At 62.4% G+C, this 21,932-nt stretch carries 20 protein-coding genes and 1 pseudogene; 12 read left to right on the forward strand and 9 right to left on the reverse strand.

The window, feature by feature from the left end:
• Window positions 1-147 precede the first annotated feature (147 nt).
• Entirely contained in the window at window positions 148-939 is a 792-nt protein-coding gene (locus B2D37_RS10030) for a crotonase/enoyl-CoA hydratase family protein (RefSeq protein WP_079202549.1), read from the forward strand.
• Window positions 940-945: 6 nt separating this feature from the next.
• On the opposite strand, the gene B2D37_RS10035 is transcribed toward B2D37_RS10030, so the two are convergent.
• A complete protein-coding gene (locus B2D37_RS10035; RefSeq protein WP_371915437.1) occupies window positions 946-1,719 on the reverse strand; it encodes a spermidine synthase in 774 nt (257 codons plus the stop codon).
• Window positions 1,720-1,980: 261 nt separating this feature from the next.
• Here B2D37_RS10035 and B2D37_RS10040 point away from each other — a divergent pair, with 261 nt between their 5' ends.
• Window positions 1,981-3,327, forward strand: coding sequence for a class II 3-deoxy-7-phosphoheptulonate synthase (locus B2D37_RS10040; RefSeq protein ID WP_079202550.1), 1,347 nt, complete (start codon window positions 1,981-1,983; stop codon window positions 3,325-3,327).
• 22 nt (window positions 3,328-3,349) lie between these two features.
• On the opposite strand, the pseudogene B2D37_RS23625 reads toward B2D37_RS10040, so the two are convergent.
• From B2D37_RS23625 to B2D37_RS23640, 4 genes and pseudogenes are all read right to left on the reverse strand, one after another.
• Window positions 3,350-3,589 (reverse strand): annotated as a pseudogene (locus tag B2D37_RS23625) (response regulator); the annotation flags it as partial.
• A gap of 63 nt (window positions 3,590-3,652) precedes the next feature.
• Window positions 3,653-4,003, reverse strand: coding sequence for a hypothetical protein (locus B2D37_RS23630; protein ID WP_079202551.1), 351 nt, complete (start codon window positions 4,001-4,003; stop codon window positions 3,653-3,655).
• Window positions 4,000-4,179 carry a hypothetical protein gene (locus B2D37_RS23635; protein WP_079202552.1) on the reverse strand — a complete coding sequence of 60 codons (180 nt, stop codon included), beginning with the start codon at window positions 4,177-4,179 and terminating at the stop codon, window positions 4,000-4,002. Before B2D37_RS23635 ends, B2D37_RS23630 begins: the two co-directional genes overlap by 4 nt.
• 69 nt (window positions 4,180-4,248) lie before the next feature.
• A complete protein-coding gene (locus tag B2D37_RS23640) occupies window positions 4,249-4,560 on the reverse strand; it encodes a CBS domain-containing protein (protein ID WP_079202553.1) in 312 nt (103 codons plus the stop codon).
• Between the two features lie 297 nt (window positions 4,561-4,857).
• Here B2D37_RS23640 and B2D37_RS10065 point away from each other — a divergent pair, with 297 nt between their 5' ends.
• From B2D37_RS10065 to B2D37_RS10075, 3 genes are all read left to right on the forward strand, one after another.
• The gene (locus B2D37_RS10065; RefSeq protein ID WP_079202554.1) at window positions 4,858-5,034 is read left to right on the forward strand and encodes a DUF2897 family protein; all 177 of its coding nucleotides are present in this window, start codon (window positions 4,858-4,860) and stop codon (window positions 5,032-5,034) included.
• 67 nt (window positions 5,035-5,101) lie between these two features.
• Window positions 5,102-6,400, forward strand: coding sequence for a hypothetical protein (locus tag B2D37_RS10070; protein ID WP_079202555.1), 1,299 nt, complete (start codon window positions 5,102-5,104; stop codon window positions 6,398-6,400).
• Between the two features lie 49 nt (window positions 6,401-6,449).
• Window positions 6,450-7,208: a CPBP family intramembrane glutamic endopeptidase gene (locus B2D37_RS10075; protein ID WP_079202556.1), complete on the forward strand. Its 759-nt coding sequence runs from the start codon at window positions 6,450-6,452 to the stop codon at window positions 7,206-7,208.
• Here B2D37_RS10075 and B2D37_RS10080 read toward each other — a convergent pair.
• The 3 genes from B2D37_RS10080 to B2D37_RS10090 all read right to left on the reverse strand — a co-directional run bounded on the left by B2D37_RS10080 (window position 7,159) and on the right by B2D37_RS10090 (window position 9,573).
• Window positions 7,159-7,953 carry a transporter substrate-binding domain-containing protein gene (locus B2D37_RS10080; RefSeq protein WP_256573199.1) on the reverse strand — a complete coding sequence of 265 codons (795 nt, stop codon included), beginning with the start codon at window positions 7,951-7,953 and terminating at the stop codon, window positions 7,159-7,161. The genes B2D37_RS10075 and B2D37_RS10080 overlap by 50 nt on opposite strands.
• 98 nt (window positions 7,954-8,051) lie before the next feature.
• Window positions 8,052-8,777 (reverse strand): ABC transporter substrate-binding protein, encoded by a 726-nt coding sequence (locus tag B2D37_RS10085; RefSeq protein ID WP_079204956.1) that lies wholly within the window; start codon window positions 8,775-8,777, stop codon window positions 8,052-8,054.
• Window positions 8,778-8,949: 172 nt separating this feature from the next.
• Complete coding sequence (locus tag B2D37_RS10090) at window positions 8,950-9,573, reverse strand: TetR/AcrR family transcriptional regulator (RefSeq protein ID WP_079202557.1); 624 nt, start codon at window positions 9,571-9,573, stop codon at window positions 8,950-8,952.
• A 220-nt stretch (window positions 9,574-9,793) separates the two neighbouring features.
• Between B2D37_RS10090 and B2D37_RS10095 the strand changes: the two genes are divergently transcribed.
• The 7 genes from B2D37_RS10095 (at window position 9,794) to B2D37_RS10125 (ending at window position 19,401) form a co-directional block, all read left to right on the forward strand.
• Complete coding sequence (locus B2D37_RS10095; protein ID WP_079202558.1) at window positions 9,794-11,581, forward strand: acyclic terpene utilization AtuA family protein; 1,788 nt, start codon at window positions 9,794-9,796, stop codon at window positions 11,579-11,581.
• 126 nt (window positions 11,582-11,707) lie between these two features.
• The gene (locus B2D37_RS10100; RefSeq protein WP_079202559.1) at window positions 11,708-12,577 is read left to right on the forward strand and encodes an SDR family oxidoreductase; all 870 of its coding nucleotides are present in this window, start codon (window positions 11,708-11,710) and stop codon (window positions 12,575-12,577) included.
• Window positions 12,578-12,582: 5 nt separating this feature from the next.
• Window positions 12,583-14,199: a geranyl-CoA carboxylase subunit beta gene (atuC, locus tag B2D37_RS10105; protein ID WP_079202560.1), complete on the forward strand. Its 1,617-nt coding sequence runs from the start codon at window positions 12,583-12,585 to the stop codon at window positions 14,197-14,199.
• Window positions 14,200-14,289: 90 nt separating this feature from the next.
• Complete coding sequence (atuD, locus tag B2D37_RS10110; RefSeq protein WP_079202561.1) at window positions 14,290-15,450, forward strand: citronellyl-CoA dehydrogenase; 1,161 nt, start codon at window positions 14,290-14,292, stop codon at window positions 15,448-15,450.
• A 124-nt stretch (window positions 15,451-15,574) separates the two neighbouring features.
• Window positions 15,575-16,375 (forward strand): enoyl-CoA hydratase/isomerase family protein, encoded by an 801-nt coding sequence (locus B2D37_RS10115; RefSeq protein ID WP_079202562.1) that lies wholly within the window; start codon window positions 15,575-15,577, stop codon window positions 16,373-16,375.
• Window positions 16,376-16,495: 120 nt separating this feature from the next.
• Entirely contained in the window at window positions 16,496-18,484 is a 1,989-nt protein-coding gene (locus B2D37_RS10120) for an acetyl/propionyl/methylcrotonyl-CoA carboxylase subunit alpha (RefSeq protein ID WP_079202563.1), read from the forward strand.
• A 92-nt stretch (window positions 18,485-18,576) separates the two neighbouring features.
• Window positions 18,577-19,401 (forward strand): NAD(P)-dependent oxidoreductase, encoded by an 825-nt coding sequence (locus B2D37_RS10125; RefSeq protein WP_079202564.1) that lies wholly within the window; start codon window positions 18,577-18,579, stop codon window positions 19,399-19,401.
• A gap of 169 nt (window positions 19,402-19,570) precedes the next feature.
• Here the strand turns inward: B2D37_RS10125 and B2D37_RS10130 are convergent, their stop codons facing one another.
• Entirely contained in the window at window positions 19,571-21,925 is a 2,355-nt protein-coding gene (locus B2D37_RS10130) for an RND family transporter (RefSeq protein WP_079202565.1), read from the reverse strand.
• Between the last annotated feature and the right edge of the window lie 7 nt (window positions 21,926-21,932).

Here is a 21,932-nt window from a genome sequence, read left to right on the forward strand (position 1 = left end):
ATGCTCGGGACACAGGGCCATATGCAGGCCATTGATGTGTCGACGCCGCATCAACACTCATTGCTGCCAATGCAACCCACCACGTGCGGATTGCAGTAGCCCTGCTATACCCTGTTGCACGACATTCTCTGCGCAAGGATTTCTGCCATGACTCAAAGCACCAGCGGTCGCGTCAGTCGTGAGAAACGCGGCCAGATCATGCTGATCGGCCTGGATCGAACGAGCAAGCGCAACGCCGTCGACCTGGACATGCTCAATGACCTGTGCCTGGCCTATGGCGAGTTCGAGCGCGACGGTGAGGCTCGCGTAGCCTTGCTCTTCGCTCATGGCGAGCACTTCACCGCCGGGCTGGACCTGGCCAATGTCGCCGCCAGCTTTGCTGCTGGCTGGCAGATCCCTGCCGGTGGCTGCGACCCCTGGGGCGTGTTTGGCGGCCCACGGGTGAGCAAACCGGTAATAGTGGCGGCCCAGGGCTATTGCTACACCATCGGCATCGAACTGATGCTCGCCTCGGACATCAACCTGTGCGCCAGCAATACCCGCTTCGCCCAGATGGAGGTGCAGCGCGGTATTTTCCCGTTCGGCGGAGCCACCCTGCGCATGCACCAGAACGCCGGCTGGGGCAATGCCATGCGCTGGCTGCTCACTGGTGATGAGTTCGATGCTCACGAAGCCTACCGCTTGGGCCTGGTGCAGGAAGTGCTGGCCAGTGAAGAACTGCTGCCCCATGCGCTCAAGCTGGCCGCACGGATTGCCGCCCAGGCACCGCTTGGCGTGCAAGCCACTCTCGCCTCGGCACGCCAGGCAGTGCGCGAAGGCGAAGCCGCGGCGGCGGCCAATCTGCATCCGACCGTGACCCGCCTGATGGCCAGCGAAGATGCCAAGGAAGGCGTGCGCGCCATGCTCGAACGTCGTCCCGGCGACTTCAAGGGCCGCTGAGTACAGTCAACTGGCCGGACGCAGCGCCTCGATCAACGGCTGCAGGGAGTAGCCCAGCTGCGGCCCCAGAGCTGCAGCCTTGGCCTTCAGGTCGTTCAGGTCGAGCTGCTGCTCAAGGTCGGCTGGCACCAGCAGGATGACATTGCCCTCCTTTACCGGGCATTCCCAATAATGCCGATGGTAGAGGCCGCGCAGCAGTGGTGCCCCCAGCGGCTTACCGTCATTGCCGGCCCACTGGTTGATGATCAGCCAGCCGCCCGGATTCAACTGTTTCTGGCAGTCCTCCAGAAAATTCCAGGCCAGGTGACCAACGCCGGGACCGTGGTCGGTATAGAGGTCGACGAAGATCAGATCGGCGCTTTCTGCAGTTTTCAGCAGATCGAGAGCATCGCCGATACGGATGGTCAGGCGCGGGTCATCGTCCAGGCCGAGGTACTGCATGGCCAAGCGTGGCACCTCGGGGCGCAGCTCGATGGTTTCGACATCCTCCAGCGGCAGAAACTTGAGGCAGGCCTGGGTCAGGTTACCGGCACCGAGCCCAAGAAACAGCGCGCTCTCCGGCGCCGGGTGGCACAAACTACCGAGCAACATGGCACGGGTGTAGTCGTACTCCAGCCAACACGGGTCGGCAGTGAACACACAACTCTGCTCAATCGAGTCGCCAAATTCGAGAAAGCGGTACTCGCCGATCTCGACCACCCGGATCACGCCGAACGCATCCTGCACTTCGGCGAGCAGGACCTCGTCTTGCAACTCTTCCACCGGGGGTAAACCTGGCATTGATCGCTCTCCAGCCTGACAACCCCGACCAGTCGCACCAGGGTAAAGGCGACAATTGTCAATGAAGTACCCGCGCCGGGTCACGCGATAATTCACCGTTGCCTGCTTTGCCGCGTCTTGCGGCTGGCCCAGAGCAAGACCTGCCAGGCCCCTATCCAGGCGGTTATGCAGCGGCTCTATCATGCCTATCGGCTTGAAGGCACAGGCTGATCGGTTACCATGCCCATCTGCCTAATTAACCGCCTGAAGCCGAGAACCATCATGTCGCAACCCTGGAGTCCTGAAAGCTGGAGAAGCAAGCCAATCCAGCAACAGCCGCACTACCCCGACGCCGCCCACCTGGCCAAGGTCGAGCAGACCCTGGCCGGTTATCCGCCGCTGGTGTTCGCTGGTGAAGCTCGAGAGTTGCGCCGTCAGTTCGCCGAGGTGACCCAAGGTCGTGCATTCCTGTTGCAGGGTGGCGACTGCGCCGAGAGTTTTGCCGAATTCAGCGCGGCGAAGATCCGCGACACCTTCAAGGTGCTGCTGCAGATGGCCATCGTCATGACCTTCGCCGCCGGTTGCCCGGTGGTGAAAGTCGGGCGCATGGCCGGGCAGTTCGCCAAACCGCGCTCAGCCAACGATGAAACCATCGGCGATACCACCCTGCCTGCTTACCGCGGCGACATCGTCAACGGTATCGGCTTCGACACCAAGAGCAGGGTGCCGGACCCGGAGCGCCTGCTGCAGGCTTATCACCAATCCACCGCCAGCCTGAATCTGCTGCGCGCATTCGCCCAGGGCGGCTTCGCCGACCTGCATCAGGTCCACCAGTGGAACCTCGACTTCATCGCCAATTCGGCGCTGGCCGAGAAATATAGCCTGCTGGCTGACCGCATCGACGAAACCCTGGCCTTCATGCGCGCCTGTGGCATGGACACTTCGCCGCAACTGCGCGAAACCAGCTTTTTCACCGCCCACGAGGCGCTGCTGCTCAACTACGAAGAAGCCTTCGTGCGCAAGGACAGCCTCACCGGCGGCGCCTACGCCTGCTCGGCGCACATGCTCTGGATCGGCGACCGTACCCGCCAGCTGGATGGCGCCCATGTCGAGTTCCTGCGCGGTGTCGGCAACCCGATCGGGGTCAAGGTCGGCCCGAGCATGGACCCGGACGAGCTGATCCGCCTGATCGACATCCTCAACCCGGATAACGACCCCGGCCGCCTCAACCTGATCGTGCGCATGGGCGCGGACAAGGTCGAAACCCACATGCCGGCCCTGGTGCGCAAAGTGCAGGGCGAAGGCAAGCAGGTGCTGTGGAGTTCCGACCCCATGCACGGCAACACCATCAAGGCCAGCAGCGGCTACAAGACCCGCGACTTCGCGCAGATCCTCGCCGAAGTGAAGCAGTTCTTCGCCGTGCACCAGGCCGAGGGCAGCTACGCCGGCGGCATCCATATCGAGATGACCGGACAGAACGTCACCGAATGCATCGGCGGTGCGCGACCGATCACCGAAGCAGGGTTATCGGACCGTTACCACACTCACTGCGACCCGCGGATGAACGCCGACCAATCGCTGGAACTGGCCTTCCTGATCGCCGAGACACTCAAGCAGGTGCGCCGCTAAGCCGCTCGCCGCCTGGGCCGCCCTACGCCGTCAGGCGTTCGCGCAGGCGGCCCAACATCCCCATCAGGCTCCCCACCTTCTCCCGCTCACGCGCCTCGCGCGGTACCTGCGCCAGGCGCGTAACTACCTGCGCCGGCTGAGCGCGCCACAGCAACGCCTGCTCGGCGGCAGCCTGCAAACCTTTCCCGAACAGACCACGGCGGATCGGCTTGGGTAGGTAGCGGAATATCTGCGCCTCGTTGATCAGCTTGAGCAGTACCTGATTGATCTGCGCGGGCGCACAGGGAATCCGCGGCGTTCACCGAGCTGTAGAACCGCCTCGGCCTTATCCTTGATGCTGTTGCGCGCAATCAGCAGGGCGCTGCAAATACAGTCCTTGAGGTCGACCTCCTCGCTCATGGCGCGATCCAGGCGGGCAAAGTCCTTGAAGCCCGACCGCCCGTTCGGCGATCGGCTCCAGCCCATAGAGGGTGTCGTCGAACAGCTGGTTAAGATCGTCGACCAGCCGCTCCGGCGCGGCCCGTTCACGTGCGTTGGCCGCGCTGTCCAGAGCGATGGCTAGGCGCGCTTCGTCGCAGTTCGGGTCAGTCAGGCAATCGGCCAAGGTCGCCTGCACCTCGGCCAACTCGAACAGCGGCGCGCTCAGCCCACGCAGCAATTGCACATTGTTCTTCACGTAGCCCAGCGGGTATTCAAGTCATGGGCGACGCCGGCGACCATCTGCCCGAGCGAGGCCATCTTCTCCGACTGCAGCAGTTGCGCCGGTGATTCCTTGAGATCAACCAGCGCCTTGCGCAGCACTGCATTGCGCTGGGCAATGCGCGCCTGCATGGCCTTGAGCAGATCGAGCACGGTACCAAGACCGCGATACTGGCCCTGCGCATCGACCAGGATGAAGCCTTTGGTGATCGGGTATTACAGCTACCCGGTGATCTGCCTGGCCGCCGCCTCCAGGCTGGTGGCCAGGCTGACCATCAGCGGCGCCGGATTCATCACCTCATGCACCGGATGACGACCGCACAGGTCGCGGCCGAAGCGCTGCATGAAAATATCCTGCAAGGCGCTGCGGCTGACCAACCCCAGCGGATAGCCCGCTGCATCGACGATCGGCAAGGACAGGAAAGTCTTGTGTTCCGGGGTCAGCAAGCGATCCGCAACATCCGCGATGCTCATCGCCGGCGCCAATGGCGTGACAGATTTGAGCAGGCGCACCAGAGCGCTGGTGGGGGTCATTGGCAAAGACTCCCTGTCGCTGGAAAGTCGCCAGTCAATCAGCGCCAAGTTGCCGTCGTGTGACACTTCTCACGCGGCAACCGAATACCCTGCCCTCAGTCATCACCCTGTCATCTTGGCCTAGGTCAGTGTCGTCAGTCGCGTTGAGCTGCAGACGTGCAAGACCTGCGACTGCAACTCTCCGGCGTAACGCCTAAAGACGACAGCAACCTGCAGGCCGTGGCGCAATTACCAACCTGACAAGCCCGCCCAGGCGCGATATGGTGAGGACTCCACCCCGCCGCCGAAGAGACGACCATGCCTTGGTATATCTGGTTACTGATAGTTCTCGTTCTAGGCTCTATCGTGGCCGGCTTGATGGTGCTGCTGCGTACTGCCAAACCCCTGCCGCTAACCGACGAACAACTGCAGAAAGTCCGTGAACGAAAAATCGAGATGGAAGCCCAGGACGCCGAGGACGCTCGCAAGCGTTAGTCTGCTGGCCGGCCTATTGGCGGGCTGTGCACAATGGCAACCCGCATCGACTGAAACCTGTGCGGCGTTGTTCACGCAATTGCCGCTGGCCACCCAGGCTTATCAGGATGCGCAGTACCACCGTTTGCCCGGCTTTATCGGCCTACGCAGCGATAGAGTCCTCGCTGCCCTCGGCGCAAACGCAGATAGCCCGGCGCAGCGCCGTCTGTGGCTGCAACACCTGGCCGCACGCGACACCGAGTCCAGCAGGATCGAAATTGGCCAATTACCAGCGACCCAGCGCCACGACTGGAGCAGCCCAGCCCGGCAAGAGGCGCTCGGTGCCTGCCGCGCCCGCCAGGTCGAACGCCTGAGCGCCGACCCCAAGGCGTTTGCCCGCGCAGTCGAAGCCGCGCAAGTGCCCGACGACTATCGTGACTGGGCACGCACCCTGGGCCTCTATCCGCTGTTCAAGCCGATCTTCCGCCACGGCATTGCCGCTTGGCAGCAAGCTGCCGGCCAAGCCACTGCGCCCGAGGACGGCGCGCAGTGGCTAAGCTACCAGCCAATTCCGCCAGCGGCGCAGCCACTGCCGCTGATGTTGCATGAAGATGGCCTGGGCCTGCCGCAGGCGGATGCACAGCAACTCGACGCGCTGTTCGCCCGCCACGCGCCCTGGCTGAAGATCGCCCAAGCCGGCCGCAGCGACCGTATCGGCAGCCCGTATTACCGCCCTGATGGCAGCCGAGCGTTTAATCCGCTGCAGGCACGTCTTTACCAGCACAGCAGTTGGAGCCAGTTGAATGGCCGCTGGCACCTGCAATTGATCTACCAGCTCTGGTTCAGCCAGCGACCCAAGCCCAACGCCGTGGATCTGTACGGTGGCGAGCTGGACGGTTTGCTCTGGCGCGTCACCCTCGACCAGCAAGGCAAGGCCCTGCTCTATGACAGCATCCATCCCTGTGGCTGCTGGCACAGTTTTTACCTGCCGGCGGACTCGCCCCTGCAAGTGCGCCAGAATGCCGATGAAGAAGCACGCCTGAGCCAACGTCTGAGCTTCAATGGTGATACGCCGCCGACCTTGTGGTTGAGTGCAGGCGAGCATCGCCTGCACTGGATCGATGCCCGCCGTTCGCCCTACCCCACTCTGCTCTACCAACGCATGCCGCTCGATCAGTTGCGCCAATTGCCTCACCCACAAGGCCAGCGCAGCCTGTACGGCAAAGACGGCCTAGTACCCGGCAGCGAGCGCCTGGAGCGCTGGCTGCTGTGGCCATCCGGTGTCGTTTCGCCGGGTGCTATACGGCAGTGGGGCACGCATGCCACGGCCTTTATCGGCCGTGCCCACTTCGACGACCCGCACTTGCTCGGGCGTTATTTCGAGTAACGCTGAGCGGGCTGCGCCGCTAAACTGCGGCTCCTTACCAGGAGCTGCCGTGCCGCTACATCTTCGCCTGCTGCTACCAACCCTGGGCCTGGGGCTGGGCTTTGGCCTGGGCTTTATCCAACCCATCGGGCTGGCCGCCGGCCTGCTCTTCATCGCCCTCCTGCTGGCTGCCGACCAAGCACTGCCCAAGCGCCTGTGGTGGCGCCTCAGCCTGCTCGCCAGCCTTGCCCTAGCCGCCCACCTGATACCGGGTTTCGCGCCCTGGCCACTGACGCCGCCACGGCAGATCAGCAGCGATGCGGCGCCTTACGCCGCGCGCCTGTCCTGGGACAAATTGCTGGTTGGCTTGACCTTGCTGGCGTGGTGGCTGGGCCAACCCCACGCACGTCGCACCCAAGCGCAACGAGCCGGGACAGTGGCGCTGCTGACTTTGGTCGGCATACCACTGCTGGCCTTGACCCTGAGCCTGGTTGACTGGCAGCCAAAATGGCCGGCGGAGTTGTGGCTGTGGCTGGCGGTCAACCTGGGCGTGGCGGTCCTGGCCGAAGAGCTGCTGTTTCGCGGCCTGCTGCAGACTCACCTGGTCAGCTGGCTGGGTATCTGTCCGGGAATCCTGCTGACTGCCGTGCTGTTCGGCGCCGTGCATGCGCCCTTCAGTCCGTTATTTGCCGTGGTTGCGGGTATCGCCGGCTTGGGTTACGGCCTGGCATTTCACTACAGCGGCCGACTGAGCGTGGCGGTTGCCCTGCACGCTGCGGTCAATCTGTCACACCTGCTGTTACTGAGCTATCCGCTGCGCCTGGCCTGACTGCGATCCGGTAGGGTTCGAAGATGGCGGCCAATTGGCCATTGCTGCGTATTTGCTCGAATAACCGGCCAAGTTGCACCGCACTGATTGGTGCTGCGGGGCGCAGCAGCACCTGATGTTGATAGCGTTGGTCGACCCGCTGGGAAATCAGCAACTGCCCGGTGTATTGCCGATGACGCTCGAGAAAATCGCTGACATAGGAACGCGTGACCAGGGCGATATCCGCTCGTCCATGCAGCACCATGAGCAAGTTACTGTCGTGGGAATAGCTCAGGGTCGCATTGAAGTTCTTCGCGAGGAATTGCGGCTCGGCATTGAAGTCGGCGAAACCATAATGGTAGCCATTGAACAGCGCCAGACGCTTGCCTCTGAGCCGCTTGAAATACCCCTGCCCGCGCTCCGGCTCGACCCGTGCGACAAACACTTCAGCATCTTCCAGCCCCATGTCGACGGCGGTGTGGGCAATCTCCTGCCAACCCCAGGCCGAGTTTTCGAACATCGACATGTCAATCCGCCCCTGTTCGAAATCCCGGAAACGCCGGGGAATCGAGGTCGGGCGCACTATGAAGTTAAAATCGTTTTGCGCCCGGTTGAGTGCATCGAGCAATTGCGGCAGCAAGCCGGCACGCTGCGACTGCTCCGCCTTAAGTACATAAGGCGGGAAAAAAGCACCGCCCACATGCACCACTTGCTGGGCTGCAAGCGGCCCCGTAGCCAGTATCGCCACACACAGTGCACACCCCATGACCAGCCTGCGCAGCAACCGCGACATATGCACCCCAATATCCATATTTGCGCTCGAAAACAGCCTACTCCAGGAAAAACTGACCGAATAGAGTGATTTCAGTCATTCGGCAGAGGTTCCGGCACCACCAGATGATAACGCTGGAGCAGGACGTCCAGCTGCCCATTACGATTCAGCTCCAGCAGCAACCCGGCGAAAGTCTCTGGCATCAACGGGGCTTGCACACGGAACAACGCATGGTGCTGGTAATACTGATCGACCCGCTGCGATACCAGCAACGCCTTACTGCGCTTGGGGTGACGACCCTGGTAGTTCTGCAGATAAGAGCGGGTAATCACTACAATATCGGCCCGATCGCGCAGCAGCATCAGCAGGTTGCTGTCATGCGAGTAGGTAAGCACCGCAGCAAAGTTGTCACGGAGGAATTGCTGATCCGCATTGAAGCCAGCGAAGCCGTAGTGATAACCACTGTATAGCGCCAGCCGCTTACCCTTGAGCTGATCGAAATAGCCCTGGTCGCGTCCCGGCTCGACCAGGGCGACATAGACTTCAGCATCTTCGATATGCAGATTCAGTGCGGTATGCGCCGTATTCTGCCAACCCCACCCCGGCGACTCGAACAGAATCAGATCGAAGCGGCCACTTTCCAGATCGCGGTAACGGCGGGCCACCGAGGTTGGCACCAGACTGAATTGATAGGTGCTCTGCAAATCATTCAGGGCCGCCAGTAATTCCGGTAGCACCCCGCCGGGCGCGGCGCTTTCCGGTTTAATCGCATAAGGAGGGAAGTGGTAGGCGCCAACCCGCACCTGCTCGGTGGCCATCGCCGCTAAAGCGATAGACAGACCCAGCGTAATCAGCAGCCCCCTGAACACCACGCGCAAATCACACACCTCGAAAGCGACACCAGGCCGCGAGCGGCTCCTTGTGTTAGCTGGGCGGATATTCCCTAACCGCTGCAATAGTGCCAAAAGGCCATTGTCAGCTATTGAACGCTCAAACCTCTTTGAGTACCAGCGAAAGCGCCTCTTCGGCCAGTTGATCCAGGCTCATCGGCCCTTCAGGACGGAACCAGGTAGTGGTCCAACTCAAGGCGCCGGTGAGGAAACGTCGGAGGATGAAGGGATCGGCCTTGAAGTATCCCTCTGCCTGGGCCTCGCTCAGGACGTCCAGCCACAGTTGCTCATAGGTATCGCGCAATTCGAGGATAAATTGCTGGCTGGGCTCCGAGAGCGAACGCCATTCGTAGACCAACACCGCCATGGCCTCGCCGGTGCCGCCCATGATCGACTGCAGTTCGCAGCGGATCAGCGCCAGCACGCGCTCACGCAAGTTGCTCGCCTCGGCCAACGAAGCCTGCATCAAGGCGGTGTTGTAGCGAATGGTTTCCTCCATCACCGAGCGCAGGATCTCGTCCTTGCTCTTGAAGTGATGAAAGATGCTGCCCGATTGGATACCCACCGCGCTGGCCAGGTCGCGCACCGTGGTGCGTTCGTAACCCTTGCTGCGAAACAGGTGCGCCGCGGTCTGCAGCAGTTTGCCGCGGGCGCTGTCCGGATCGGTGATCTGCCCACGGGTCATCAGGTCCCGCATCACCGCCTGAGCTTGTTGGTCATCCACGCTTAATACTCTCCAGCCTTCTATATGACTTGGACAAAACGGCCATTTTCCGGCTATTTGCCCAAGTGTTTGTCGTTATTGGTGAAACTTATGCTGCGCGGGCTACCCAAGCAAGCGCTTGGCCGCACTTTGCTTGAGAAATATCGACCCCGGGGCTTTTCAACCAAGCGCTTGCTTGGTAGCCTTCAGTTCACCTTATTCATGTGTTGCGGATCCTCCAATGACTAAAACCGTACGCATCGGCTGCGCCTCCGCCTTCTGGGGCGACACCTGCACCGCCGCCGCCCAGCTGGTAAAGGGCAGCGAACTGGATTACCTGGTGTTCGATTACCTGGCCGAAGTGACCATGTCGATCATGGCCGGAGCGCGGATGAAGCAGCCGGACGCCGGCTACGCCAGCGACTTCGTGGAAACCCTCGCGCCGCTGCTGGCCGACATCGCGCAGAACAACATCCGCGTGATCAGCAATGCCGGCGGGGTCAACCCCAGCGCCTGCGCCGCCGCCCTGGCTGCGGCCTGCGAACAGGCTGGGGTGAACCTGAAGATTGCCGTGCTGCATGGCGACAACCTGCAACCCAAGCTCGGCGAACTGGGCAAAGCCGGCACCGTGGAAATGTTCAGCGGCGCGCCATTGCCGCCGTTCTGCGTCTCGGTCAACGCTTACCTCGGTGCACCGGGCATAGTCGAGGCCTTGAAGCTCGGTGCGGATATCGTCATCACCGGCCGCGTGGTCGACAGCGCGGTGGTCAGCGCCGCCCTGGTGCATGAGTTCGGCTGGGCTTGGAGCGATTACGACCAGCTGGCCCAGGCCGCGCTGGCCGGGCATATCATCGAATGCGGCGCGCAGTGCAGCGGCGGCAACTTCACCGACTGGCAAAGCGTGCCGGACTACGAGCACATCGGCTTCCCGGTGGTGGAAGTGGCAGCCGACGGCAGCTTTGTCGTGACCAAGCCGCAGGGTTCCGGCGGCTTGGTCACGCCTTTTACCGTCGGCGAGCAGATGCTCTACGAGATTGGCGACCCGCGTGCCTATTACCTGCCCGATGTGGTCTGCGATTTCACCCAGGTCACCCTGGCTCAGGTTGGCAAAGACCGGGTCGAACTCAAAGGTGCGCGCGGCCTGCCGCCCACCGCGCAATACAAGGTCAGCGCTACCTACCCGGATGGTTTCCGCTGCACCGCCAGCTGCCTGATGGCCGGCATCGATGCGGTTAACAAGGCCCAGCGGGTCAGCCAGGCGATCATCAACAAGACCGCAGAGCTGTTCGCCGAGCGCGGCTGGGGTCCCTACAAGGAAGTCAGCATCGAACTGCTGGGTTCCGAGGCCACTTACGGCGCTCACGGCCAGCGGCAAGATACCCGCGAAATCGTGATCAAGATCGCCGTGCGCCACGCCAAGAAAGAAGCCTTGGTGTTGTTCTCCCGCGAGATCGCCCAGGCCGCCACCGGCATGGCGCCTGGCCTGACCGGCATCGTCGGCGGCCGCCCCACGGTGTATCCGGTGATTCGCCTGTTCAGCTTCCTCGCCGACAAGAACGCCTGCGCGCTGGAAGTGGAGATAGACGGTGACCGTACAGCGGTGGCCATGCCGCAGATCACGACACTGGATAGCTCACAGATCGCCAGCGATATCGCCGCCCCGACCCCAGTCGGCCAGGCCGACACCCGCGTGCCGCTGATCAAGCTGGCCGTAGCGCGCTCTGGCGACAAGGGCAATCACAGCAATATCGGGGTAATGGCCAGAAAGCCCGAATACTTGGCCTGGATCGCCGCTGCGCTGAGCGAGGGTGCCGTGGCCGAATGGATGCGGCACACGCTGGACCCGCAAACCGGCAAGGTGACTCGCTGGTACCTGCCCGGCAGCCATAGCCTGAACTTCCTGCTGGAAAACGCCCTGGGCGGCGGCGGCATCGCCAGCTTGCGCATCGACCCGCAAGGCAAGGCCTTTGCCCAGCAGCTGCTGGAATTCCCGGTGCCGGTGCCCAAAGCATTGGCCGATTTACTGTAATTCGGAACACAGATCATTCCCACGCTCCGCGTGGGAACGCATCCCGCGACGCTCAGCGGCGCATGGGACACAGAGCAAGAGCGGTCCCCACGCAGAGCATGGGAACCATCGGCAAGAGGATGAGCAATGACCTACAACTCCGTGTACAAACCCGGCCTGTTCAGCGGCCAGACCATCATGGTCACCGGAGGCGGTAGCGGCATCGGCCGTTGCACCGCCCATGAACTGGCCCACCTGGGTGCCCATGTAGTGCTGGTGGGGCGCAAGCTGGAAAAGCTCGAAGCCACCTGCGCTGAAATCGGCGAAGACGGCGGCAGTGCCAGCTTGCAGGTCTGCGACATCCGTGACGAGGAAGCGGTTAAGGCCATGGTCAAAACCGTGGTGGCCGAACGCGGACAGATCCATCACCTGGTCAACAATGCCGGTGGCCAGTTTCCCGCGCCACTGATCGGCATCAACCAGAAAGGCTTCGAGACCGTGGTGCGCACCAACCTGGTCGGCGGGTTTCTGATCGCCAAGGAAGTCTTCCTACAAAGCATGAGCAAACATGGCGGCAGCATCGTCAACATGCTCGCCGACATGTGGGGCGGCATGCCCGGCATGGGTCACTCGGGCGCGGCGCGGGCCGGCATGGAGAATTTCACCAAGACCGCCGCTGTCGAGTGGGGCCACGCCGGGGTGCGGGTGAATGCCGTGGCACCGGGCTGGATCGCCTCCAGCGGCATGGACACCTACCCCGAATCGATGAAGAGCATGATCCGCTCGCTCAAGGATCACGTGCCGCTGCAACGCATCGGCAGCGAATCGGAAGTGGCATCCGCCATCGTCTTTCTGCTCACGCCGGGTGCCAACTTTATCAGCGGCAATACCATCCGCATCGACGGCGCCGCCAGCCAGGGCAGCCGCGCCTGGACCTTGGGCAAGGCGAAGAACAGCGTCGCCTACGACGGTTTCCATCGGGCCTATGTCCCCGATGTACTCAAAGGCGAGGAGTAACTCCTATGCCGGTTATCCAGTCCGACATCGACGTGCACGGCGAAGACTTCGCCAACAACCGTGAAGCCATGCTCGCCGCCGTGGCGAGCTTTCGCGAGATCGAACAGAACTGCCTGAACAAGGCGGCTGAAGCCAAGGCCAAGTTCGAAAACCGCGGCCAGTTACTGCCGCGCGAGCGCCTGAATCTGTTACTCGACCCCGGCGCGCCGTTTCTCGAACTGTGCTCGCTGGCCGGCTACAAGCTGCACGATGACAAGGACGGCAGCCAGGCCGGCGGCGGGATTATCTCCGGGATCGGCTATATCGCCGGGGTGCGCTGCCTGATCAGCGCCAGCAACAGCGCGATCAAGGGCGGCACCATTAGCCCCAGCGGGCTGAAGAAGACCCTACGCCTGCAGCAGATCGCCTTCGAGAACAAACTGCCAGTGGTGGCGCTGACCGAAAGCGGCGGCGCCAACCTCAACTACGCCGCCGACATCTTCGTCGAGGGCGCGCGCGGTTTCGCCAACCAGGCGCGTATGTCGGCCATGGGCCTGCCGCAGATCACTGTGGTGCACGGCTCCAGCACCGCTGGCGGGGCCTACCAGCCGGGGCTGTCAGATTATGTGGTGGTGGTGCGTGGCAAGGCCAAGATGTTCCTCGCCGGTCCGCCGCTGCTGAAAGCCGCGACCGGCGAGATCGCCACCGATGAACAACTGGGCGGTGCCGAGATGCACGCCCAGGTCGCCGGCACCGCCGAATACCTGGCGGAAAACGACGCCGACGGCGTGCGCATCGCCCGCGAAATTGTCAGCATGCTGCCGTGGAACGCCCAGCTGCCGGCGCGGACGCTGAAGAGCTACCGCGAACCGCTGTACCCGGTCGACGAACTGCTCGGCCTGGTGCCAGCCGATGCGAAGAAGCCCTACGACGTACGCGAAATCATCGCCCGCATCGCCGATGGCTCGGCGTTTCTCGACTTCAAGAACGAGTTCGATAACCAGACCGTCTGCGGCCATCTGCAGATCGAAGGCCAGCCCTGCGGCTTTATCGGCAACAACGGCCCGATCACCCCGCAAGGCGCGGCCAAGGCGGCGCAATTTATCCAGCTGTGCGAGCAGAGCAACACGCCAATCCTGTTCTTTCACAACACCACCGGCTTTATGGTCGGCACCGAGGCCGAACAGCAGGGCGTGATCAAGCACGGCTCGAAAATGATCCAGGCCGTGGCCAACGCCACTGTGCCCAAGCTGACCATAGTGGTCGGCGGCTCCTACGGCGCCGGCAACTACGCCATGTGCGGCCGCGGATTGGACCCGCGCTTTATCTTCGCCTGGCCCAACAGCAAGACCGCTGTCATGGGCGGCGCCCAGGCCGGCAAGGTGCTGCGCATCGTCACCGAGGACAAGCACGCCAAGCTAGGCAAGCAGGCCGACCCGCAGATGCTCGACCTGCTCGAACAGGTCACCGCGCAGAAACTCGACAGCCAATCCACCGCGCTGTACGGCACCGCCAGCCTGTGGGATGACGGCCTGATTGACCCACGCGACACGCGCAAGCTGCTCGGTTACCTGCTGGATATTTGCGCCGATGCCGCCGTGCGGCCACTGAAATCCAACAGCTTTGGCGTTGCGAGATTCTGAATCTATACACCGTAGGCGGGTGAAACCCGCCACATGATTGGCGGGTTTCACCCGCCCTACCGAGCCCAGTCGATACGGAGAACAAGAAAAATGATCTTTACCCAGGAACACGAAGAGCTGCGTCGCACGGTGCGTAATTTTGTCGAGCGGGAAATCAACCCGCATGTCGAGCAGTGGGAAAAGGACGGCCGCTTCCCGATCCACGACATCTTCAAGAAAGCCGGCGACCTCGGCCTGCTGGGTATCTCCAAGCCGGAAAAATTCGGCGGCATGGGCCTCGACTACAGCTACTCGATCGTCGCCGCCGAAGAGTTCGGCACCATCATTTGCGGCGGCATCCCCATGTCCATCGGCGTGCAGACCGACATGTGCACCCCTGCCCTGGCGCGTTTCGGCTCCGACGAGCTGCGTGACGAGTTTCTGCGCCCGGCCATCAGCGGCGAAATGGTCGGCTGTATCGGCGTGTCCGAAGTTGGCGCCGGTTCCGATGTGGCCGGACTGAAAACCACCGCCAAGAAAGACGGCGACGACTATGTGATCAACGGCAGCAAAATGTGGATCACCAACTCGCCATCCGCCGACTTTATCTGCCTGCTGGCCAATACCTCAGGCGACAAGCCCCACGTTAACAAGTCACTGATCATGGTGCCGATGAACACCCCAGGCATCAGCGTCAGCCCGCACCTGGACAAGCTCGGTATGCGCAGCTCGGAGACCGCCCAGGTGTTCTTCGACGATGTGCGCGTGCCGCAGCGCTACCGCATCGGCCACGAAGGCGCCGGTTTCATGATGCAGATGCTGCAGTTCCAGGAAGAACGCCTGTTCGGCGCGGCCAACATGATCAAGGGCCTGGAGCATTGCATCGACGCCACCATCGACTACTGCAAGGAGCGCAAGACCTTCGGCAACGCGCTGATCGACAACCAGGTCATCCACTTCCGCATGGCCGAGTTGCAGACCGAAGTCGAGTGCCTGCGCGCCCTGGTCTACCAGGCCACCGAGCAATATATCCGCGGCAAGGACGTGACCAACCTGGCCTCGATGGCCAAGCTCAAGGCCGGTCGCCTGGGTCGCGAAGTCACCGACAGCTGCCTGCAGTACTGGGGCGGCATGGGCTACATGTGGGACAACCCGGTGGCCCGCGCCTACCGCGACGTACGCCTGGTCTCCATTGGCGGCGGTGCCGACGAAATCATGCTGGGCATCATCTGCAAGTTGATGGGCATCCTGCCCGGCAAGAAAAAAGCCTGAAGTCGTCGAGGGTTCCCACGCTCGGCGTGGGAACCCATAACGGGACGTTCCGCGTCCCAGCGACGCAGAGCGCCGCAAAGCACATTCCCACGCAGAGCGTAGGAACGATCACGAGGAGCCGGTGATGGCTGAACTACCAAACACGGAAACCCTGTTGCTGGAACGGGCCGAGGGCGTGCTGCACGTCACCCTCAACCGGCCGGACAGTCGCAATGCCATGAGCCTGGCCATGGTCGGCGACTTGCGCGCGGTGCTGGCCGCCGTGCGCGATGACCTGAGCGTGCGCGCCATCGTGCTGCGCGGCGCCGGCGGGCATTTCTGTGCCGGCGGCGACATCAAGGACATGGCCAGTGCTCGCGCTACCGGGGCTGACGCCTACCGCGCCCTGAACCGCGCCTTCGGCAGCCTGCTGGAAGAAGCACAACACACCCCCCAGGTACTGATTGCCGTGCTGGAAGGCGCAGTGCTCGGCGGCGGCTTCGGCCTGGCCTGCGTCTCGGATATTGCCATCTGCCACCAAGATGCCAAGTTCGGCCTGCCGGAAACCACCCTGGGTATTCTGCCCGCACAGATCGCGCCCTTTGTGGTTAAACGCATCGGTTTGACCCAGACCCGGCGCCTAGCGCTGACCGCCGCCCGTTTCAATGGCAGCGAAGCCGAGCGCCTAGGCCTGGTGCACTTCAGCGAGGTCAGTAGCGAAGCCATCGACGCTCGTCTGCAACAAGTGCTTAGCCAAGTACGTAGCTGTGCACCGCAGGCCAACGCGCAGACCAAGGCGCTGCTGCTGGCTAGTCAGGACGAAGCCCTTGGCCCGCTGCTGGACCGCGCCGCCGGCCAGTTCGCTGCGGCGGTAACCGGTGCTGAAGGCATAGAGGGCACCATGGCTTTTGTGCAGAAACGCGCGCCGAAATGGGCCGCTGAATAACCCTGTGGGAGGGGCTTTAGCCGCGACGGTCATTGCTGTCTCGCGGCTAAAGCGGATCGCCGCCCGGCCCCTCCCACACACAACCTGATCGCCACACTTACACGCAGCAGGAGCACACAGATGCCCGCCTTCAACAAGATTCTGATCGCCAACCGCGGCGAAATCGCCTGCCGGGTGATGCGCACCGCCCATGCTCTGGGCTACCGCACCGTTGCTGTGTATTCCGAGGCCGATGCCGACGCGCGCCATGTGCAACTGGCCGACCAGGCGGTGTGTATCGGCCCGGCCCAGGTAAACCAGTCCTATCTGCTGATCGATAACATCATCGTGGCAGCACAGAAAACCGGCGCCGAGGCGATTCACCCCGGCTACGGTTTTCTCTCGGAGAATGCCGATTTCGCCCGCGCCTGCGAGGTGGCCGGTATCGTGTTTATCGGCCCTACCGTCGAGGCCATCCACCTGATGGGCAGCAAACGCCTGTCAAAGATCGCCATGCTCACAGCCGGCGTGCCCTGCATCCCGGGCTACGAAGGCGCCGAGCAGGACGACCATACCCTGAGCCGCGAAGCCCAGCGCATCGGCTACCCGCTGATGATCAAGGCCAGCGCCGGCGGCGGTGGCCGCGGTATGCGCCTGGTCCATGACGCGTCCGAGTTGCTGGCGCAGATCCGCACCGCCCGCTCCGAGGCGCAGAACGCCTTCGGCTGCGGCGAGCTGATCCTCGAACGCGCGGTGCTTCAGCCGCGCCATGTGGAAATCCAGGTGTTCGGCGACCAGCACGGCAATATCGTCTACCTCGGTGAGCGTGACTGCTCGGTGCAGCGCCGCCACCAGAAGGTGGTCGAGGAAGCGCCCTGCCCGCTGATGACGCCCCAACTGCGCCAGGCCATGGGCGAGGCCGCGGTGAAGGCGGCGGCCTCGGTCGACTATGTCGGCGCCGGCACCGTGGAATTCCTGCTCGATCAGAGTGGCGAGTTCTTCTTCCTGGAGATGAACACCCGCCTGCAGGTCGAACACCCGGTCACCGAGCTGATCACCGGGCAAGACCTGGTGGCTTGGCAGATCCGCGTCGCCGAAGGCCAGCCGCTGCCGCTCAAGCAGGAGGAGATTCGCCTCACCGGCCACGCCATGGAAGTGCGCCTGTATGCCGAAGATGCGAGCCGTAACTTCCTGCCGCAGACCGGCCAGGTGCTGCGCTGGGAGCCGGCATTGCTCGACGGCATCCGCATCGACCACGGCCTGCTCGAAGGCCAGACCATCAGCCCGTTCTACGACCCGATGCTGGCCAAGGTCATCGCCTATGGCGCGACCCGCGACGAAGCCCGGCGCAAACTGCTGCGCGCGGTGGAAGACTGCGTGCTGCTGGGAGTCAATGGCAATCAGCGCTTCCTCGCCAACCTGTTGAAGCACCCCGAATTTGCCGCCGGCAACGCCACCACCGCCTTTATTGCCGAGCATTTCGCCGCAGACCCGAGCCTGAGCCCGCAGCCGCCGGCCGCCAGCGAGCTGGCCGTGGCCGCCGCCCTGCTCTATCAGCAATCGGCCAATGCCCGCGCCCACCAGAGCGGCCTGGCCGGTTGGCGCAATGCCGGCAGCGCGCCCTGGCGTTTTGTTCTGGAACAAGGCGAACAGCAGCATAACGTCGAGCTGGAGGTGCTGACGGACGGCGCACAACCCAGCCTGCTGGCCAAGGTCGGCGAGCAGTCGATCAGCCTCAAGCTACTGGCTTGCGACGGCCGCTGGGCTACTCTGCAACTGGACGGTATTCGCCAGCGCCTGGCCTATCATTTGCTGGACGGCAAGCTCTGCCTATATGGCCACAACGGCAATCTGCAATTCACTGACATTACCCACCTGCCGGTCAGCAGCGCCGCAGATGCCGGTTCCGGCAGCGTCAAGGCGCCAATGGACGGGGCGATTGTCGAGGTGCTGGTCGCGGAAGGCAGCCCGGTCAGCAAGGGTCAACTGCTGGTGGTGCTGGAGGCGATGAAGATGGAGCACTCACTCAAAGCCAGCATCGACGGCGTGGTCCGGCGTGTTGGCGTCAACCAGGGCGACCAGGTGAAGAACCGCCAACTGTTGGTTGAAATCGAAGCGTTGGGCACATAACCCCGTGGGAGGGGCTTTAGCCGCGACGGATTCGCAGCGTGTCGCGGCTAAAGCCCCTCCCACCAAACCCATAACATTTCGGGAGAACGCATATGTCACTGCAAGGCAAAACCCTGTTCATCACCGGCGCCAGCCGCGGTATCGGCCGCGAGTTCGCCCTGCGCGCAGCACGCGACGGCGCCAACATCGTCATCGCGGCAAAAAGTGCCGAACCCCATGCCAAGCTGCCGGGCACCATCCATTCGGTGGCGGCCGAGGTCGAAGCCGCCGGCGGCAAGGCCCTGGCCCTGCAACTGGATGTGCGCGACGAACAGGCAGTAAAAACCGCCATGGCCAAGGCTGCCGAGCATTTTGGCGGCATCGATGGGCTGATCAATAACGCCGGCGCGATCAAGCTGGTCGGCGTCGAGCACCTGGAGCCCAAGCGCTTCGACCTGATGTTCCAGATCAACACCCGGGCGGTGATGGTCTGCAGTCAGGCCGCGCTGCCGTACCTGAAAAAGAGTAGCAACGGGCATATCCTCAACCTGTCGCCGCCGCTGAGTATGGACAGCAAGTGGTTCGCCCAACACGGCCCCTACACCGTGACCAAGTACGGCATGAGCATGCTGACCCTGGGCATGAGCGAGGAGTTCAAGAAGTACGCCATCAGCGTCAATTCACTGTGGCCCAAGACCATGATCGCCACCGCCGCCATCGAGTTCGAGCTGGGCAGCCGCGACGCCTTCAAACGCGCGCGCACCCCGGCGATCATGGCCGACGCCGCCCACGCCATCCTGACCAGTACCGGGCGCAGCATCAGCGGACGCCTGTTGATCGACGAGGAAATCCTCCGCGAACAGGGCCAAAGCGAATTCGAGCAGTACCGTTTCGATCCCGCTGGCGGCACGCTGATCCCTGATCTGTTTGTCGACTGACCACAATCCCCAGGCGATAGCATGCAGCGCTTGGGGATTCGACGGTACGCGCATTGCCTGTGCGCCTTGCCTTGACCCCTGCTAGGGGGGCATTTGCCACTGACAGCGCGAAGCACATAAAAAAACCGCGACCCAAAGGCCGCGGTTTTTTTAGTGCTGCACCTGTCTATCAGGCTTTGTTACGCAGCTTCTCCGGGTTGATCAGGAAACGGGCCAGTGCTGGCAGCAGCCAGATCGCGCCGATCATGTTCCAGAGGAACATGAAGGTCAGCATCAGGCCCATGTCGGCCTGGAACTTGATCGCCGAGAAGATCCAGGTCGCCACACCGATCGCCAGGCATACACCGGTGAACAGCACGGCCTTACCCGTCGACTTGAGGGTCTCGTAGTAGGCCTCCTGCAACGACAGCCCTTGGCGCAGGTAGGTTTCCAGGCGACTGTAGATATAGATGCCGTAGTCGACACCGATGCCTACGCCCAGCGCGATCACCGGCAGGGTCGCCACCTTGACCCCGATGCCCATGTAGGCCATCAGCGCGTTGCCCAGTACCGAGGTCAACACCAGCGGCAGAATCACGCACAGGGTGGCGGCAATCGAGCGGAAGGTGAGCAGGCACATGAAGCTCACGGCGGCATAAACCGCCACCAGCATGGTGGTCTCCGACGCGGCGATCACCTCGTTGGTGGCCGCTTCGATACCGGCGTTACCGGCAGCCAGGATGAACTCAAGACCTTCCTTGTTGGTTTCCTTGGCGAAGTCTTCGACCACCGCGACCGCACGCTCCAGGGTTTCCGCCTTGTGGTCGTTGAGGAACACCAGCACCGGTGCTACCGAGCAATCGGCGTTGTACAGACCGTCGGCACGCGCAATCGAGTTGTTCAGCACGTCCTGGTTACGCGACAGGGTTTCCCATTTCAGGTTGCCCTCGTTCATGCCCTTGATCACCTGACGCGACACCGTGACCATGGAGATGGCCGACTGCACGCCCGCGGTGTTTTCCATCGTCCACATCAGCTCGTCCATGGCTGACAGGGTCTGGTAGGTCGAACAGCCTTCCGATCCAGTCTTGACCATCACCACCAGCACGTCGGAGCTGGTCGAGTAGTTGCGGATGACGAAGTCGTTATCCAGGTTGTAGCGCGAGTCCGGGTGCAACTCGGGCGCGCCCTGATCGAGGTCGCCGATCTTCAGGTTCTGGCCATACCAGACGCCACCGGCCAAGGCCACCACGGCAACCAGCACGGACACCGGCGCCACCATCGGGTGGGCGAAGTTGGAAAGCAGACGCCAGAGCGGGTGATCCTTGGCCGCCTCTTCACGGCTGATTCTGACGGCCTTCTTGCTGATGCCGATGTAGGAAATCATCACCGGCAGCAGGATCAGGTTGGTCAGGATGATCACCGCCACACCCATCGACGCGCCGATGGCCAGCTCACGGATCACGCCGATATCAATCAGCAGCAAGGTGATGAAGCCGACTGCATCCGACAGCAAGGCGACCAAGCCGGGAATAAACAGCTGGCGGAACGCCATGCGCGCGGCAACCAACGGGCTCGTCGCCTCCCCCGAGGCGATGGCGATTCCGTTGATCTTTTGCACCCCATGAGAGATACCGATGGCGAAGACCAGAAACGGCACCAGCATCGAATAGGGATCCAGACCGAAGCCCAGGGTATGCAGCAAACCCAACTGCCAGACAACCGCGATCAGGGTGGTTACGACCACCGCCATGGTGCTCTTGAAGCAATGGGTGAACCACAACAGCAGGGCGAAGGTGATGGCAATGGCCACGGCAAAGAACAAGGCCACGCCAACCAGCCCATCGATCAGATCGCCAACTTTCTTGGCAAACCCGATGATGTGCACTTTCACATTAGGATTTTGCGCCTGGTACTTATCGCGAATCTTCTCTTCCAGCTCGTGGGAGAATTTCTGGTAGTCCAGCGGGACCAGCTGGCTCTGATCCTCAGGGTCAGGGTAGGCCTCCAGCAGCGGCACATCGACGATGCTCGACTTGAAGTTGTTCGACACCAGCCGGCCAACCTGCCCGGACTTGAGGATATTGCTGCGCAAATCTTCCAGGCTGTCGCTGGAGCCGTCGTAGGTCTGCGGAATCACTTCGCCGCCGGCGAAGCCTTCTTCGGTCACCTCGGTCCAGCGTACGCTCGGGCTCCACAGCGATTTCAGGCCGGAACGATCGACACCGGAAATGTAGAACACTTCGTCGTTGATCTGACGCAGCGTCTCCATGTATTCCTTGCTGAAGATGTCGCCATCGACCGCCTCCACCGAAATGCGCACGGTATTACCCAGGTTCGCCAGGTCGTTGCGATGCTCGAGCATCTTCTGGATATAGGGATGGCCCAGCGGGATCATCTTCTCGAAGCTGGTTTGTGGGCGCACCTGGGCAGCTTGATAGAACAGAAAAACACTGATCAGCAGGCACAGCACAATGACGGCCGGACGATTGTTGAAGATCAACCGCTCGAGGACAGACGCAGGTTGTTGTTGATGCTTACTCATGCAAACT

Origin of the sequence: Pseudomonas sp. CC6-YY-74 (genome assembly GCF_002025205.1) — a bacterium.
Classification (GTDB): Bacteria; Pseudomonadota; Gammaproteobacteria; order Pseudomonadales; family Pseudomonadaceae; genus Aquipseudomonas; species Aquipseudomonas paeninsulae.